15 protein-coding genes, 1 tRNA gene and 1 pseudogene are annotated in these 16,206 nt (G+C 33.6%); 11 read left to right on the top strand and 6 right to left on the bottom strand.

Annotated features, from left to right (window positions below):
• Positions 1 to 161 precede the first annotated feature (161 nt).
• From AAHM86_RS00340 to fdxA, 9 genes are all read left to right on the top strand, one after another.
• A complete protein-coding gene (locus AAHM86_RS00340) occupies positions 162 to 1,043 on the top strand; it encodes a glycine--tRNA ligase subunit alpha (RefSeq protein ID WP_342267862.1) in 882 nt (293 codons plus the stop codon).
• A 49-nt stretch (positions 1,044 to 1,092) separates the two neighbouring features.
• A complete protein-coding gene (glyS, locus tag AAHM86_RS00335) occupies positions 1,093 to 3,255 on the top strand; it encodes a glycine--tRNA ligase subunit beta (RefSeq protein ID WP_342267861.1) in 2,163 nt (720 codons plus the stop codon).
• Positions 3,256 to 3,456: 201 nt separating this feature from the next.
• Positions 3,457 to 4,416, top strand: coding sequence for an L-threonylcarbamoyladenylate synthase (locus tag AAHM86_RS00330; RefSeq protein WP_342267860.1), 960 nt, complete (start codon positions 3,457 to 3,459; stop codon positions 4,414 to 4,416).
• Positions 4,413 to 5,324: a signal recognition particle-docking protein FtsY gene (gene ftsY / locus AAHM86_RS00325; protein ID WP_342267859.1), complete on the top strand. Its 912-nt coding sequence runs from the start codon at positions 4,413 to 4,415 to the stop codon at positions 5,322 to 5,324. The genes AAHM86_RS00330 and ftsY overlap by 4 nt, the downstream gene beginning before the upstream one ends.
• 64 nt (positions 5,325 to 5,388) lie before the next feature.
• Positions 5,389 to 6,381: a Fic family protein gene (locus AAHM86_RS00320; protein ID WP_342267858.1), complete on the top strand. Its 993-nt coding sequence runs from the start codon at positions 5,389 to 5,391 to the stop codon at positions 6,379 to 6,381.
• 12 nt (positions 6,382 to 6,393) lie between these two features.
• Complete coding sequence (locus AAHM86_RS00315) at positions 6,394 to 7,596, top strand: CCA tRNA nucleotidyltransferase (RefSeq protein WP_342267857.1); 1,203 nt, start codon at positions 6,394 to 6,396, stop codon at positions 7,594 to 7,596.
• Positions 7,586 to 8,434 carry a metal ABC transporter substrate-binding protein gene (locus AAHM86_RS00310; RefSeq protein ID WP_342267856.1) on the top strand — a complete coding sequence of 283 codons (849 nt, stop codon included), beginning with the start codon at positions 7,586 to 7,588 and terminating at the stop codon, positions 8,432 to 8,434. The genes AAHM86_RS00315 and AAHM86_RS00310 overlap by 11 nt, the downstream gene beginning before the upstream one ends.
• Entirely contained in the window at positions 8,419 to 9,120 is a 702-nt protein-coding gene (locus AAHM86_RS00305; protein ID WP_342267855.1) for a heme ABC transporter permease, read from the top strand. The genes AAHM86_RS00310 and AAHM86_RS00305 overlap by 16 nt, the downstream gene beginning before the upstream one ends.
• Positions 9,117 to 9,437: a ferredoxin FdxA gene (gene fdxA / locus AAHM86_RS00300; RefSeq protein ID WP_342267854.1), complete on the top strand. Its 321-nt coding sequence runs from the start codon at positions 9,117 to 9,119 to the stop codon at positions 9,435 to 9,437. The genes AAHM86_RS00305 and fdxA overlap by 4 nt, the downstream gene beginning before the upstream one ends.
• Position 9,438: 1 nt before the next feature.
• On the opposite strand, the gene obgE is transcribed toward fdxA, so the two are convergent.
• The 4 genes and pseudogenes from obgE to AAHM86_RS00275 form a co-directional block, all read right to left on the bottom strand.
• Positions 9,439 to 10,446, bottom strand: coding sequence for a GTPase ObgE (obgE, locus tag AAHM86_RS00295; protein WP_342267853.1), 1,008 nt, complete (start codon positions 10,444 to 10,446; stop codon positions 9,439 to 9,441).
• A 292-nt stretch (positions 10,447 to 10,738) separates the two neighbouring features.
• Complete coding sequence (locus AAHM86_RS00285; protein WP_342267852.1) at positions 10,739 to 11,272, bottom strand: transposase; 534 nt, start codon at positions 11,270 to 11,272, stop codon at positions 10,739 to 10,741.
• Between the two features lie 78 nt (positions 11,273 to 11,350).
• Positions 11,351 to 11,691 (bottom strand): annotated as a pseudogene (locus AAHM86_RS00280) (transposase); the annotation flags it as partial.
• Between the two features lie 27 nt (positions 11,692 to 11,718).
• Positions 11,719 to 11,795, bottom strand: a tRNA-Pro gene (locus AAHM86_RS00275).
• Between the two features lie 118 nt (positions 11,796 to 11,913).
• Here AAHM86_RS00275 and trmD point away from each other — a divergent pair.
• Entirely contained in the window at positions 11,914 to 12,630 is a 717-nt protein-coding gene (gene trmD, locus AAHM86_RS00270) for a tRNA (guanosine(37)-N1)-methyltransferase TrmD (RefSeq protein WP_342267851.1), read from the top strand.
• Complete coding sequence (rplS, locus tag AAHM86_RS00265) at positions 12,630 to 13,055, top strand: 50S ribosomal protein L19 (protein ID WP_341747533.1); 426 nt, start codon at positions 12,630 to 12,632, stop codon at positions 13,053 to 13,055. Before trmD ends, rplS begins: the two co-directional genes overlap by 1 nt.
• A gap of 12 nt (positions 13,056 to 13,067) precedes the next feature.
• Here the strand turns inward: rplS and recN are convergent, their stop codons facing one another.
• Both recN and AAHM86_RS00255 read right to left on the bottom strand, forming a co-directional pair.
• Positions 13,068 to 14,780, bottom strand: coding sequence for a DNA repair protein RecN (gene recN, locus AAHM86_RS00260; RefSeq protein WP_342267850.1), 1,713 nt, complete (start codon positions 14,778 to 14,780; stop codon positions 13,068 to 13,070).
• Positions 14,781 to 15,282: 502 nt separating this feature from the next.
• Positions 15,283 to 16,062, bottom strand: coding sequence for an outer membrane protein assembly factor BamD (locus AAHM86_RS00255; RefSeq protein ID WP_342267849.1), 780 nt, complete (start codon positions 16,060 to 16,062; stop codon positions 15,283 to 15,285).
• Between the last annotated feature and the right edge of the window lie 144 nt (positions 16,063 to 16,206).

Here is a 16,206-nt window from a genome sequence, read left to right as displayed (position 1 = left end):
CTGTACAAGTTTTGTTAACTTAAGCAACCTCGGTGTTATTCCAGTATAGACTTTGCTAACGTGGATCAAAAAGCCAACGTAAGTCATGATACCTATAGAACTAAAAACGATGTCATTCCTGCAAAGGTAGCGGAGTCTAAAAAATAAACAAATTTACCAATATGCAAAAATTATCATTTCAACAAATTATTTTGACCTTGCAAAATTACTGGCAAGATTATGGCTGTGCAATTTTGCAGCCATATGACGCTCATGTTGGAGCTGGTACTTTTCACCCTGCTACTGTACTACGAACTCTTGGTAAAAAACCTTGGTTTGTAGCTTATGTTCAACCTTCTCGGCGTCCTCATGATAGTAGATACGCTTTGCATCCTAATAGAATGCAGCATTATTATCAATTTCAGGTTATACTAAAACCCTCTCCTGATGATATACAAGAGCTATATTTAAAGAGTCTTGAATGTCTTGGTATAGATTTGCAAAAACATGATATTAGGTTTGTTGAAGATGATTGGGAGTCTCCTAGTCTCGGTGCTGCTGGGCTTGGTTGGGAAATATGGTGTGACGGTATGGAAGTATCACAATTTACTTATATGCAACAAATTGGTGGTATTGATTGTCGTCCAGTGGCTGGTGAGATTACCTATGGTTTAGAACGTCTGGCACTTTATATACAAGGAATCAATGAGGTAAAAAATCTTGACTGGAATGGTCAAGTTGGAGAAAAGGCTTTAACCTATGGCGAAGTAGATTTTGCCGCTGAAAAACAATTTTCGAAATTTAATTTAGAATTAGCTGACATAGCCATATTATCTCAGCATTTTATTGATAGTGAGAAACAATGTAATGAATTAATCGCTGCAGATTTACCTTTGCCAGCTTATGATTATTGTATTCAAGCTAGTCATCTTTTTAATCTGTTAAATGCCCGGGGGGTAATTAGTGTAACAGAGAGAGCATCTTACATACTCAGGATACGTAATTTGGCAAAAATGTGCTGTAATAAATGGTTAGAATTAACCTCAATTCGGGATAAGAATTAGTTAATTCTTATCCCAAATTCGTGTAACTAGAAGATAAAGAAGAGTTAATATGAGTGAGTTATTATTAGAACTTTTTAGCGAAGAGATACCAGCTTTGATGCAGAAAAATGCAGCGGAAAGCTATAAAACCATATTTACGACAATCTTGCAAGAAAGCGAGCTAGTTGCTGATGTTCAGCTATATGTTGGCTCTAGGAGAATTGCTGTACATATTACAAATTTACCAAAATCTATACTACCAAAAGAGATTACCATAAGAGGACCAAAAGTTTCGGCAACGCAGCAGGCTGTAGAAGGGTTTTGTCGATCAAATAATATTGAGCAAAATAAATTATCTACGCTATTAGTGCAAGGGCAATTATATTATATAATAGTAAAGAGTACCATAGAAACCGATATACGAGTATTATTGCAAGAGATAATTCCTAAAGCAATTAGTAAGTATATTTGGTCAAAATCTATGTATTGGGGGAATTATGATATAAGTTGGATTAGACCGCTTAGGAATATTTTATGTATATTTGATGGAGAAATACTAGCCATTAAATATGGACATTTGACGGCAAATAATATTACCTTTGGGCACAGATTTCTTAGTCCTGAACCGATTACTATAGACAGTTTTTCTGAATACCAGAATAAGCTGCGGGAGAGTAATGTCATTATTGACCAAGCAGAACGTAAGGAGATAATAAAAAGTCAGCTATCAAAAATAGCCAATTCACTTAATTTAGTGATAAAAGAGGATGAGAAATTATTAGAAGAAGTAATAGGGCTAGTAGAGTTGCCAGTTGTTATGGCGGGTAAAATACCTGAGATATTTTTGCAGTTACCTAGTGAAGTACTAGTTAGCTCAATGCGTACCCATCAGAAGTATTTTAGTACTTTTGACCAAGCTGGTAATTTTGCCTCTTATTTTCTTTTTGTTAGTAATATGCGACATGATCAAAATGTTATAATAAGTGGTAACGAAAAAGTACTAGCTGCTAGACTATCTGATGCGTTATATTTTTATCAGCAGGATTTATCTAATAGTTTAGAATCAAAATTGCCAAAGCTTGAGCAGATAACTTTCCATGCAAAGCTTGGCAGTATCAAACAAAAAACAGAGAGAATTGATGATATTTGTAATTATCTAATGCCAGGAAATCAGGATTTGCAAGTAGCAGCTAAACTGTGTAAAAGTGACCTAATAACTGAAATGGTGGGAGAATTCCCTGAACTGCAAGGTATTATGGGATATTATTACGCCAAAGCCGAAGGGTTAAATGATCAGATTGCTTTGGCAATAAGAGATCATTATAAACCACAAGGGCCATCGGATAGTTTGCCAATGGGAAATAGTGCAATATTGGCGATTGCTGATAAACTGGATAGTTTGGTAGGTTTGATATTAATAGGAGAAGAGCCAAATGGTTCAAGAGACCCTTACTCACTCAGACGGCAAGCATTAGGTATTATTAGGATAATTTTAGCTAATAAATTAAATATTGATATTAAGGAATTAGTTGTCTATGTAATTCAGCTATACTCTAAAGAAAACATAACGAGTATAGCTAACCCTACTAATGTTACTTCCAATTCACAAACGTCATTGCGAGGAACTACTTTAGTAGCGACGCAGCAATCCAAACAAGTGACTAGAAATGGATTGCTTCGTCGGCTCACGCCTCCTTGCAATGACACAAATCGGGTTAGCGATAATAAAACTAGTCAGATAATTTTAGAGTTCTTAGAAGAACGAGCCAAATATTATTTTAAAAATCACTATGACATATCGTTAATTAATGCGGTGCTTGATTTTGATATTGAAAGAGATTTAGTGATTAGCGAAATAAAGCTCGGTGCTTTACAAAAGTTTCTCGCTGGAGTGGATGGTGAGAATTTATTAACTATTTACAAAAGAGCAAATAATATACTAGAAGGTAGTAATATAGAAGGAGAAGTTGATCAAAAGGCTTTTATTTCACAATATGAGCAACAATTATTTTTATCATTAGAAAACGTTTCTAAACAAATAGATCACTATATTGTAGAAAAAGATTTTACTAAAACTCTTAGCCTGTTACTAGAAATATTAAAACCTGTCAATGAGTTTTTTGATAATGTTATGGTCAAAGATCAAGATCATAACATTGCCAATAATCGTTTATTGTTGCTCAGAATGGTTACCCAATTATTTGATAAATTAGCAAAATTTAGTGCTTTATGATTAGTACAAATGAATTAGGTTGGTGTCTTAAACATCATTGTAAGGAGTCGTTTTTCGGTTCAACCGTCATTGCGAGGAGCCACTTTAGTGGCAACGAAGCAATCCGAAAAAGTGATCAGGAATGGATTGCTTCGTCGTCTTCACGCCTCCTCGCAATGACGTTTTGGATTTCTTTGATAATTTTTAAATTGTCATGGGGGTATGCGTAAGGTGAGCGATACATTACGACAAGCTGCTAAATTTATAAAATCTGGCAATGTAGTAGCATTCCCAACAGAAACAGTATATGGACTTGGGGCGGATGCTAGTAATGAGCAAGCTTGTCAGAAGATTTTTAAGATAAAAAAGCGTCCAAGCATAAATCCTCTAATTGTTCATGTGGCAACCATGAGCCAAGCTAAAACTATCGGAGAATTTAATGCAGATGCCATTAAGTTAAGTGAGGTGTTTTGGCCAGGACCTTTATCGATTGTTGTACCATTAAAAAGTGGGGCAAATATAGCAGCATCAGTATTATCTGGGATGACAACGGTTGCCCTTCGTATACCATCACATAATATAGCTTTGGAGCTAATAAGAAAGTCATGCACGGCGATAGCAGCCCCTAGTGCTAACCCATCAGGCTATATTAGTAGCACGACTTTACAACATGTAAAAGAACATTTTGCAAATGACCAAGATATTTTTATTTTAGAGGATAATTTAAATGATTGTAAGTGTCAATATGGTATAGAATCAACCATAGTAGATAGTACTACTAATAACTTAACTATTTTGCGAGATGGTTTTATTACGCTGGAAGCGTTAGAGAAGGTAATTGGTAAGAAACTAGATAAAACATCCAGCTTGATGCAAATTAAAGCTCCGGGGATGATGAATAAACATTACTCGCCAAGAGTTAAAGTAAGATTGAATGCAGAGAGTTTAGAAGCTAATGAGGTAGGGCTTAATTTTGCTGATAGTAAGCTAGAGGGTAATTTTTCGCTTAATTTAAGTTTAACCGGAGACTTAACTATCGCTGCTAGCAACTTATTTGCCAGTCTTAGAATATTGGATAATTACGCAGAATTAAATGGATTAGCAATTGCCGTTGCCTCTATCCCAGAGGTTGGTATTGGCGTTGCAATCAATAATCGACTTAAAAGAGCGGCGGTAAAATGACATCTATATTTACTAAATTAAAGCAGGTATTAGTTAATAGTTCAAATAAAATATCTTCGGGCATTGACCAGATATTTTATAAAAAAAAACTAGATGAGCAAACTTTAAATGAATTAGAGGAGTTGTTAATATCTGCAGATATCACAGCCTCTGTGGCAATAGAGCTGGTCGATAAACTAAGAGCTATCAAATTTGATAAAGAAGTAAGTGGTTTGGTAATCAAAGAACAGCTAGCTGACATTATCGGGCAATTATTGGTAAAAACTAGTAAAAATTTTGAATTACATGATAAAAAGCTTAATGTTATCCTAGTTTGCGGTGTTAATGGGTCAGGGAAAACTACGACAATAGGCAAGCTAGCCAGCATTTATCGTAGACAGGGGAAAAAAGTAGCAATTGCTGCTTGTGATACATTTAGGGCTGCTGCTGTTAGTCAATTATCTAGTTGGGCTGATAAAAGTGGTTCAATGTTTATTACTGGTGAAGAATCAGCTGAGCCTGCTAGTGTTGCTTATCTTGCTATGCAGTCTTCAATAAAAAATGATGTTGATGTATTATTTATTGATACAGCTGGAAGGTTGCATAACAAGAAGAATTTGATGGAAGAACTTGCCAAAATTATTAGGGTTATTAAGAAGATTGATGATACAGCTCCTCACCATAGTATATTAGTAATTGATGCGACCACTGGACAGAATGTATATAACCAAGTTGAACAATTTACCGCTATTGCTAACATAACAAGTCTGATAGTCACTAAATTAGACGGTACGGCAAAAGCTGGTGTAGTGGTAGGAGTCGTACAAAAATTCGCCTTACCAGTATATTTTTTAGGGGTAGGGGAGAAGGTAGACGATCTAAAACCGTTTGATCCGGCTGCATTTGCTAGTAGTTTAGTAGGGAATTAATTATTAAATATAGATGATAAAATAATTGTTGAAAAGCATTAAGTGATACTTTATATTTTACTATATGAAATATGACCTACTAGACAACAAAAAAAAGCAACTGGATAGAATCAGACCATTAACTCCAGAGTTGGTTAAAAACTTGGAGCAGTGGTTTAAGGTAGAGTTGACTTATACCAGTAATGCTATTGAGGGTAATACTCTCTCGCGTTTGGAAACTGCTGTGGTAATTGAAAAAGGCTTAACAGTTGGTAGAAAATCGTTAGTAGAACATCTTGAGGCAAAAAATCATGCACAAGCTTTGGACTTAATCCATGAAATACAGCAAAAGAAAATTTGTGAAATTACTGAAAACGATATTTTATCAATTCATGCTCTCATCCTAAAGGGTATCGATGATTATAATGCTGGATATTATAGGCAAGTAGCAGTACGTATTTCAGGTTCAAGGGTAATAATGCCAAATCCAGTAAAAGTACCAAACTTGATGGCAGATTTCATTGCATGGCTAAACTCATCTAAAGATATGCATCCTGCAGCACTTGCAGGAGAAGCACATTATCGACTAGTAACTATCCATCCTTTCTTAGACGGGAATGGTCGAACAGCGCGATTATTGATGAATTTAATTCTAATAATGGTAGGTTATCCACCGGCTATTATTAGACTACAAGAGAGGTTACCTTATGTAACATCTCTAGAAACTGCACAACTTGGTGGTTCAAAAGAATCCTATGAAAAGATTATATTTAATGCAGTCAATCGTTCTCTTGATATTTATCTTAAAGCAGCAAACTCTGTAAACTCTTCAGATGTAGTATTATCAGAGAAATTATTAAGAATTGGTAAGCTTGCAAAAGCTGTCAGTGAAACTGTGTCAACAATTCGTTTTTGGACTAAGGAAGGCTTGCTTGAAATTGCTGATGTTACTAAATCACGCTATCAGCTTTACTCATCTGAAATGATTGAACAATGTATAGAAATTCAACGATTAAAGAAACAAAAGCTAACACTGAATGAAATCAAGAATATGCTTGTAAATAATGACACAAAATAAGGTGTTTTTATAATGTACATTGTAAAAAAAGAATTATCTATCCAATCACGCTATTACAAAGAAATTTTGTCAATAATTAAACTAGGTGGCGGAGTAGCAAGGATTGTCGGAGGAGCTGTTCGGGATGCTATTCTTGGTGTTGTTAACTACGACATTGATATAGCAACCAATTTATTACCAGAGCAAGTAACAGATATTTTATCAACAGCCAATATTAATGTTATCCTAACTGGTATAAAATATGGCACAGTTACGGCTTTATTAAATAATGAGAAATTTGAGATTACTACACTTAGAAAAGATATAAAATGTGATGGTCGGCACACAGAAGTTATTTTTACTGATGATTTTATGGAGGATGCTACTAGAAGAGATTTTACTATTAATGCACTAAGCTATTGTCCATTTGAGCATAAAATTTATGATTATTTTGGTGGAATAGATGATTTACGAGAATCTAAGGTAATATTTATCGGACAGCCATTTGAACGAATTGAAGAAGATTTCTTACGTATTTTACGATTCTTCCGTTTTTCCTGTTATTATGCAAGACAGTTAGATCGTAATGGGCTAGATGCCTGTATTAAATTGCGAGAAAATCTTAAATTATTATCAAAGGAACGGATAAAATGGGAGATGGACAAGTTGATTATCTCAGATAATAGTCCTAATATTTTGCAGCAAATGTTTGATAATGGCATATTGCAAATAATATTACCAGTTAGTAAATTTGATAAAAAACCTTTGATGGAAGCAATTAATTTTGGTTCTTTAGAGCCTTACACTAGGTATTCACTTTTATTTTACCATATAAAGAGCTTACCACTAAGTGATTTACTAAATTTAAAATTTTCTCGGCAAATCGCCCTCAAAATCATTACTATACTTAGATTTGTTAATAAAGAAATCAACGAATTTATATTACGAGAAATTTGGTGGGAAACGGCTGATTATCCTGATAATTATTTGCAATATATCATTACTCTAGTATCATTAGGTAAATTAAATAGAGATATAGCAAATAAATTTCTAGATAGATACCAATCCAAACCCCGATCAGTATTTCCAATAAATGGGCATGATTTGCAGAAATTAAATATTCATGGTAAAGCTATTGGCACAGTGATAGATAAATTAAAGAAATCTTGGATTGCCAGTGATTTTACACTTAATAAACATCAATTACTTGAATTATTAGAAAAAAATGAAAATTAATATTAGTGCTAGCATTTTTATTGCTATAATTATGATATTACTTAGTCAGGTATCTTTTGCTAACGTAGGTAGGATAAAAATTGTTACTAGCATAACCCCACTAGCAAGCATTATAGCGATGTTAGTGAAAGAGCAAGCAGAAATTGTTGCTATTGCCAATAACAATGATTGCCCACATCACTATAATTTGAGACCTAGTGATCTGAAAAAAGTCAAAGATGCAGATATTGTATTTTATATAGATGAGCAATTTGATGGCTTTGCTGGCAAATTAATGAATGGTCATAGTAAAAATGTCATTAAAATTAGTAATTTTAATGGGCTAAAATTTATTAATCATAACTCCTATAATAATTGGCATATTTGGCTTGATTTAGATAATATAAAAATATTATTAGAACAATTATCTCAGATATTAGTGGGACGATTTCCTGAGATTAGTTCAGCTGTTTACCAAAATTTTGAAGAGGCAAAAAAACAAATAGAGAGACTTACGAAAATCAAAAATGAAAAATTAGGACCTTTGACAGATGTTATTTTACTTAGTGATAGTTTAGAATATTTTTTTGATAATAGCCAAAAAAGAGTTGCAAAATTATATAGCTCTGATCAAAAGAGTCTCAAATATATTAGTAATCTTGAGCATTTATTAAGCATGTCCAATAGTAAATGTTTATTGCTAAGTCTCGATCAAGATGTTGCTCTGTATAAGAATTTTAAAGTAGAAGTAGTGGCAATTGAAAGTGAGAATTGGCAAGTGACTAACATCAATAGTGATTTATTTTATAATCAATATTTAAAAATAATTAATCAAATGTCTAAATGTTTAAATTACTAAACCCTTATTTTTTTAGTAAGTTAGTGCAAACCATGCTACCATTATTGCTAGTTGCAATGTTAGTAATAATGGGGTTGGGGTTATATCAAGCTTTGATAGTTTCGCCGCCAGATTACCAACAAGGTGATATGGTCAGGATTATGTATGTTCATGTACCAGCTTCTTGGATGGCACTAGGGATTTATACATTTATGGCTATTTGTAGTTTGTCTAACCTAGTGTGGAAGACTAAAATGTCGTTCTTAATGGCAGTGGCCAGTAGCCCTATTGGTGCAGTTTTTTGCATGATTAGTATGGTGACGGGGGCATTATGGGGAAAGCCTATTTGGGGAACATGGTGGGTTTGGGATGCTAGACTTACCTCAATGTTCGTACTATTCTTGCTCTATTTAAGTTATATCGTGGTGGTAAATAGTGGTGATAGGATAAGCCGTACTGAAAAACCAGCTTCGGTGATTGCTCTGATTGGTTTTATCAATGTTCCTATAGTAAAATTTTCGGTAAATATTTGGTATAGTTTACACCAGCCAGCAAGTGTTTTAAGGCTGGGTAGTCCGACAATTGATAATTCTATGTTATTGCCCTTAGTGCTAATGTTGATAAGTGCTATACTATATTTTCTATTAGTTTTAGGTTTGAGAACTTGCGTTTTAATCACCAAGTTCAAGGAGTATGACAATTTATGACTTATGTTGTTACCGATGAATGTGTAAAATGTAAATATACTGATTGTGTAGAAGTATGTCCTGTTGATTGTTTCTATGAAGGGGAGTTAATGTTGGTGATTAATCCCGATGAATGTATTGATTGTGGAGTATGCGAGCTTGAGTGTCCGGTTAAAGCTATTAAGTCAGAGTCAGAACAGCTGATTGATTGGATAGAGAGAGCGAAATTTTTCTCGAGCATTTGGGCAAATATTGCCGTTAGAAAACCAGCCTTACCGGATGCAGATAAATATCGGGATGAGAAAAATAAGTTTGAAAAATATATGGGAGGGAGCTAATTTACCCCAATTTGGGGTGATTTGTGTTTTTTACGTTTTCAAGAGCTTTTTTAATTACCCTATTTAATCCAGTTCTTGTATAGCTAGACACTACAAAAATTTCCTCACTAGTAATTTTTTGCAATTCTATAATTTTGTCTTTAATTTCTTCTTCTAACAAAACATCGCACTTATTCAAACAAATTATTTCGAGCTTATTTTTTAATAAGCTTGAATATGATTCAAGCTCGTTCCTAATAGTTCTATAATCAGCAATCAAATTATCACTTGTTGCTGATATCAAATGAATCAATAAATTACATCTCTCAATATGTTTTAGGAACTTATCACCGAGTCCATGTCCTAAGTGAGCCCCTTCTATTAAACCTGGGATATCAGCTATCACAAATTCTTCATCATCTACATAAACCACACCAAGATTAGGGGCTAGTGTGGTAAATGGATAATCAGCAATTTTAGGTTTTGCTGATGTCGTGGTTGCAAGAAAAGTCGATTTTCCTGCATTAGGTAGACCTATAAGACCAACATCTGAAAGTAGTTTGAGTTGTAAATTTACCCACATCTCTTCTCCAACAACACCTTCAGTCCTACGCCGTGGAGCTTGATTGGTAGATGACTTAAAATGGCTATTACCAAGCCCGCCTTTGCCTCCCTTAAGAATTTCAAAAGTTTGTTCATCGGAAGTGAAATCATATAGTAGAACATCGCCATTTTCTGAGAATATTTGTGTTCCTACTGGTACTTCTAAGAGTAAAGCAGGTTTAGACTTCCCACTACGGTTTGAGCCTTTACCATTCTCACCATTTTCTGCTTTAAAATGTAGTTTATGCCTAAAATTTACTAAAGTATTAAGATGAGAATTGCACTTAAAAATAATGCTACCACCACGACCACCATCACCACCATCAGGTCCACCCATATCAATATATTTTTCTCGATGAAAACTAATCGCTCCATCACCACCATCACCGGCTTTTAAGTATATTTTAGCTTCATCGATAAAATTCATAATATATTATTGTAAGTTATAAACTTGATATTTATAGTCAATTGATGAAAATTTGGTGACTGATTACACTTTGGCATCAGTATACCATAATATTGCTGTCATGTAAAACACTCCTTTGTCTATATCCAATCAGGGCAGTTTAAAAATTCCAACTTTAAGTTGACAATAGTTTAAATAACCTATGTCTATAATTGTTAAAATTTTCTCTAATTTCAGTAATTTTGTTTGAAAATATAGCTATTATAGAAAGAGTTGTTGTCCTCAATAATGACATTAGACTTCTTTCGAAACTCTACTTCTGCTGGTGATTTGTACGTCGATGCGGTACTTGAATCCTCACGTACATTAGAGTACGCTGCGGTTCTGCGTTCCGCGTCTCCTTCAAATCCCTCAGCACAAGCGAGTTTCGAAAGAGGTCTATTATTAACGGAGCTTCTCCAGTACTAATAGTTGACTTATCTTCTTCAAAAACCTTATCTTTTATCCAGTGTAAATTATTTTCGCATGACCAATGACTTTTGTTAAATTTTAACAATTCTTCTGGACTAAACTTTTTCTCTAAGCTAGTAATCATTAATACATTCTCTGTTTCTACAGCCATTAGCCTTGTTCTTCTTTTCTCTTTTTCGGGTAATTTTGCATATTTGCTTGATATGCCATTTAAATATCCAAATGGCATATCAATTATCTCGATTTTTCTTCTTTCTATTCTCCCATGCTGTAAATCTATATTCTCTGCAAAACTCTTAATTTCCTGACCTTCTGCCTGTATTTTATCAAATGTTTGTGTACTATGGTAATGTAAATTAGCTTTAAGAGTAAGCACAAATTATCCACCTTGTTCAACAATTTTTTCACATATAGCTTCATGAGTAAAGGATGTATCTGAGAGTTTGTCCGCAAACTAAGTAATAGAAATAAATATCCTACGAAGAAGTAATAGACTCATAGCCAAAAAAATTATATTTTCACTAGAATCAGTAAGAAAATCATATTCATTGGAGAGCCTTCTATTTCTATTTATCCAAGCAAAGTTTCTCTCAACAACCCATCGCCTTGGCTGTACTTTAAACCCAACTTCTCTTGTTGACAATAGTTCTGATGGTGTACTTTCTGGTATCCAAAATTTGCACGCTGGTCGTTTAACAATTTCTAAATCTATGTTATACTTTTCCTAATGAGACCCTTTAAATCTTTAGACTGATACCCCATATCAGCCCACATTTGTTTAATAGTAAAGGAGGTATTAAATGTTAAATACAATGAAATTTGTGGTCGGAGCAGAGAGATTTGAACTCCCGACCCTTTGGTCCCAAACCAAATGCGCTACCAGGCTGCGCCATGCTCCGAAAAATAAATGATGAAGATTAACAATAAAGTGTTAGTGGATTCATATTGCCTAATTATATAAACTATAATATAAGTCAAATCAATTTTTTTATTTTAAAATTTCATCATATTTATTAAATGTCTTCATTACATGCATCAATATTAACCATATTTCCAGAAATGTTTCCTGGATTTTTGCAATATTCCCTTGCAGGACAAGCCTTAGAAAAGGGTATATGGTCTTATAATGTAGTTAATATAAAAGATTTTGGATTAACTAGGCATAAAAATGTTGATGATGAGCCTTATGGTGGTGGTAACGGACTGATAATGCGTCCAGATGTGGTGGGTAGTTGTATAGATCATGTTTTGTCTTCAAATCCTAATGCCAAAATATATTATCCCTCACCAAGAGGAAAGCTATTTAACCAAAATATTGCTCGTGAAATTATACAAGAAAAGCAAATAATAATTTTATGTGGTCGCTTTGAAGGGGTTGACGAACGTGTAATTGAAGAGTATAATATGACGGAAATTAGTATAGGGGATTATATTTTATCTGGTGGTGAGGTGGCAGCTCTTGCTATTCTTGATTGCTTGATTAGATTACTTCCGAATGTATTACTGAATCAAGACACATTGCAATCAGAATCTTTTGAGGAAAATGGAGAGTTCGCGGGATTGCTTGAATGTCCTCTATATACGAGACCGGCAAAGTGGAAAAATAGAGAGGTTTCGAGTATTTTGTTGTCTGGTAATCATCAATTAATTAAAGATTGGAAAAGCAAGCAATCTTTAGAGATTACTAAAAAACGTAGACCGGATTTATTAAATATTTATAGGAGTTTAAGGTAATGAATATTATTGAAGAGTTTGAACAACAGCAAATTCTGAAACTAACGGAAAATAAAAAGATTCCTGACTTTAAAGCAGGGGATACTGTAAAGGTTACTGTAAAGATAATTGACCGAACAGTTGAGAAAGATGGTAAGGAAAAATTACTAGAAAGATTTCAAATGTATGAAGGTGTAGTAATTGCTAGAAGGAATAGTGGTGTTGCATCTTCTTTTGTAGTTCGTAAGGTCAGTCATGGTGAAGGTGTAGAAAGACGATTTATGATTTTCTCACCAATTGTACATTCGATTGAAGTTGTTAAATATGGTGTAGTACGTCGTGCTAAACTATATTATTTAAGAAATCTAAGTGGTAAAGCAGCTAGAATTAAAGAAAAACTTCAAGTAAATCCTAATAAAGTAATTAAGAAAAAGGTGGTTGCTTAAGGGGAAGGACGGCTAAGGATGTAGAAGCTCTTTAGCTGCTTTCAAGCTCGCATCGGTAATAGATTTGCCTGAGATCATACGAGCAAGTTCGACCTGCCTCTCTTGAAGATTTAGATTTTTTATAGTAATTTTAGTACTTTCATTCAATTGTAGCTTGTTAACGACAATATGCTGATCTGCCTTACCTGCCACTTGCGGTTGGTGAGTAATTGTGATAACTTGAGCAATAGAGCTAAGATTTTTTAGTTTTTCTCCTACTTTATCGGCTACGATACCACCAATTCCCGTATCTATTTCATCAAAAATAATAGTTTCCTTAATTAGTTTATCAAAAAGACAAATTTTTAGTGCTAACATAAATCTTGATAATTCACCACCAGAAGCAATTTTATCAATAGGAGCAAGTTGCATACCAGGGTTAGTTGAGGCAACGAAACGCACATTATCGATACCATTATCTGATACCTTAGATAACATTACTTTAGAAGTATCCCTGTCTTCCAAAAAATGTTTATTGTCATTTTGGTTTGCAATATTATCCTTAGATACTATTTCTACTTTAAAAATCGCTTTTTCCATTTTAAGTTGTTCAAGCTCTTTTTGCATAGCTAATTCTAGGTTCTTGGCTATTTTAGAACGCTGATGCGATAAAGTTTCAGCTAGTTCAAAATATTTTTTATGACCAGCTAGCTTATTAATATCTAGGATTTTAACGTTATTAATTTTATCCTTCAGGGCATTTAGTTGTTGGTTAGAATTGTCAACAAATTCAGGTATTTTATCGCAAGAAATATTATATTTTCGTGCTATATCACGGATTTTAAACAGCCTTTCTTCTATTTCATCTAAGTTAAATTCATTTGTATCGAAGTTATTAATAATGTTTTGTAATTTTATACGTGCTTCTTCTAGACTATTATAACAATCATCTAAATTTAATGAAATAGAGGCAAATTCTTCATTTCCCTGTAAATTACGGGCTATTAAACGTTGAACATTAGTAATGGACTTATCAATTTCAGGAGTTTCAAGATATGATAATATATCTTGAGTTACTTGTATTTCTTTATCACGATTTTGTAAACTGCGTCTTATAGTGGTAAGCTTTTCTTCTTCTCCTACTTGATAATCAAGAGTTTTTAATTCTTTGGTTACAAAATTTAAATAATCTATCTCTTGTTCTATAGCATCTTTATCTTTTATGACTTTATTAATTTCTTTAGTAGTTGCTTGTAAAATATTGAAATGCTTAGATAATTCATTTCTTAAACCTAGAAGGTTTCCATAATCGTCTAGAATATTAATATGGGAGGAGGGGGTAAGAAGGGTAGTATGGCTATTTTGTCCATGAAGTTCAAATAAATAATCTGCTACTTGTTGTAAGGTATTTACTGTCACCGCTTGATCATTTATAAGAAATTTTTTGCGGTTACCAGATTTTTGGATACGTTTTATTAGTAATTCTTGGTCACATTCAATATTAAATTGTTCCAAAAGCTTTTTTAAATCATTATTGAGAGTAAATGCTGTAGCAACCGTACAATAATCGCATCCATGTTTTATTACATTATCAGAGAATTTGTTACCTAAAGAGAACAAAATTGCATCTAGCAAAATAGACTTACCAGCTCCTGTTTCGCCGGTAATCACACATAGTCCTTTTTCAAACTCTATGTCTAATTCGTCTATCAAAATAAAATTCTTTACCGAAAGACTTTGTAACATTCTGCCTCTTGTATAACTCTACTTTTGTTACTAATTTGGGCATCTAGGTCACTCGATACCGTCTAATGCGGATTCAGGATAAGAATTAACTAATTCTTATCCCGAATTCGCGTAAATAAGTTTTGCTTAATATATCCTTTATCTGCATACATAATTCCAGTTAAACCATTGGTTAACTCAGGTATACTACTCAGGTAGAACTTCAAGAATTGGCGTTCCCCCCGCCACCGACCCCAAAGATCGAAGCTGCCTAGTTACTCATGTACGCTACGCTGCTCGACTTTGCTACTGCCTAGCTCTTCTTGAAGTTCACCGAGTATATTAATGAAACTGTTGCAATAAACCCATATATAGAGCCTAAATAAGGTACTTATGCTAGAGAATTTGTAGAAGAGGCAAGAAAAGCAGAAAACCGTAAGCAGTATGAAAGTCTGCATTATGGATTTGAACCCAAGAGTGACATAAAATTTACCAGCAAAAGTAGAATTGTAAAAAAATTCTATTATTGCGATGGTGTTTTATTTGGTCCCTTTGGAAAGTTGTTAATAAACGGTTGACAATATTTATACCAGTTACTATCCGGATAGTTGTGACCAAGTACTGCAGCATATTTCTTTGCTTCAATGTTAAGTCCCAACATTAAATAACTTTCCACTAAACGATAAAGTGCTTCTGGTATATGTGATGTAGTTTGGTAATTATCCACAATAAGCTGAAATCTATTGATAGCAGCTATCGGGTTATTTTTACTGAGATAATAACGACCTACATCCATTTCCTTACCGGCTAAATGATCATTTACTAAATCAATTTTTAAAGACGCATCAATTGAATATTTTGTTTTAGGGAAAAGTTTTATAACATCTTCAAAACTTTCTTTAGCTAAAAAGGTTCTTGATTGATCAAGCTGTACATTTGAGATTTGCATATAATACGATAATGCCTTTAGGTAATACGCATATGCAATATCTTCATGCATTGGATGAAGCTTAATAAAAGTATCAAGTACATCTACCGCTTCCTCATACTGACATGCTAAAAATAAAGAATAGGCTTGCATTAACTCAGCTTGAGGAGTCATTTTATTACCAGTATCTTGATAAAAAATTCTAGAAAATTCCTCGGCAGCTTTCAAATATTTTTGTTTTTCCAGTAAAACAATGCCATTATTGTATAATTCAGGAGCTGGAACAATTAAATCTTCATCTATCTTCTTAGTTTTACAGCTAGATAAAGCTAAGCAGGTAGTGATGGTATAAAATAATAATTTTGTTAATTTCATATAGAGCTTACAAGTTTTTTTAAATTTAATCTCTTAATTATATAGGGTTTTACTATATTATATCGAACTCATGTTACAATAGACCTCTTTCGAAACTCTACTTCTGCTGGTGATTTGTACGTCGATGCGGTACTCGAATCCTCA

This window comes from Candidatus Tisiphia endosymbiont of Empis tessellata, assembly GCF_964031035.1.
Lineage (GTDB): Bacteria > Pseudomonadota > Alphaproteobacteria > Rickettsiales > Rickettsiaceae > Tisiphia.
The sequence above is the reverse complement of the archived record's forward strand: the minus strand, read 5'-3'. Positions and strand labels throughout refer to the sequence as shown.

Bases quoted from the DNA above. Each gene is read 5' to 3' on its own strand.
- AAHM86_RS00340 (WP_342267862.1), top strand. From the start codon at position 162: ATGCAAAAATTATCATTTCAACAAATTATTTTGACCTTGCAAAATTAC.
- glyS (WP_342267861.1), top strand. From the start codon at position 1,093: ATGAGTGAGTTATTATTAGAACTTTTTAGCGAAGAGATACCAGCTTTG.
- AAHM86_RS00330 (WP_342267860.1), top strand. From the start codon at position 3,457: ATGCGTAAGGTGAGCGATACATTACGACAAGCTGCTAAATTTATAAAA.
- ftsY (WP_342267859.1), top strand. From the start codon at position 4,413: ATGACATCTATATTTACTAAATTAAAGCAGGTATTAGTTAATAGTTCA.
- AAHM86_RS00320 (WP_342267858.1), top strand. From the start codon at position 5,389: ATGAAATATGACCTACTAGACAACAAAAAAAAGCAACTGGATAGAATC.
- AAHM86_RS00315 (WP_342267857.1), top strand. From the start codon at position 6,394: ATGTACATTGTAAAAAAAGAATTATCTATCCAATCACGCTATTACAAA.
- AAHM86_RS00310 (WP_342267856.1), top strand. From the start codon at position 7,586: ATGAAAATTAATATTAGTGCTAGCATTTTTATTGCTATAATTATGATA.
- AAHM86_RS00305 (WP_342267855.1), top strand. From the start codon at position 8,419: ATGTTTAAATTACTAAACCCTTATTTTTTTAGTAAGTTAGTGCAAACC.
- fdxA (WP_342267854.1), top strand. From the start codon at position 9,117: ATGACTTATGTTGTTACCGATGAATGTGTAAAATGTAAATATACTGAT.
- obgE (WP_342267853.1), bottom strand. From the start codon at position 10,446: ATGAATTTTATCGATGAAGCTAAAATATACTTAAAAGCCGGTGATGGT.
- trmD (WP_342267851.1), top strand. From the start codon at position 11,914: ATGTCTTCATTACATGCATCAATATTAACCATATTTCCAGAAATGTTT.
- rplS (WP_341747533.1), top strand. From the start codon at position 12,630: ATGAATATTATTGAAGAGTTTGAACAACAGCAAATTCTGAAACTAACG.
- recN (WP_342267850.1), bottom strand. From the start codon at position 14,780: ATGTTACAAAGTCTTTCGGTAAAGAATTTTATTTTGATAGACGAATTA.
- AAHM86_RS00255 (WP_342267849.1), bottom strand. From the start codon at position 16,062: ATGAAATTAACAAAATTATTATTTTATACCATCACTACCTGCTTAGCT.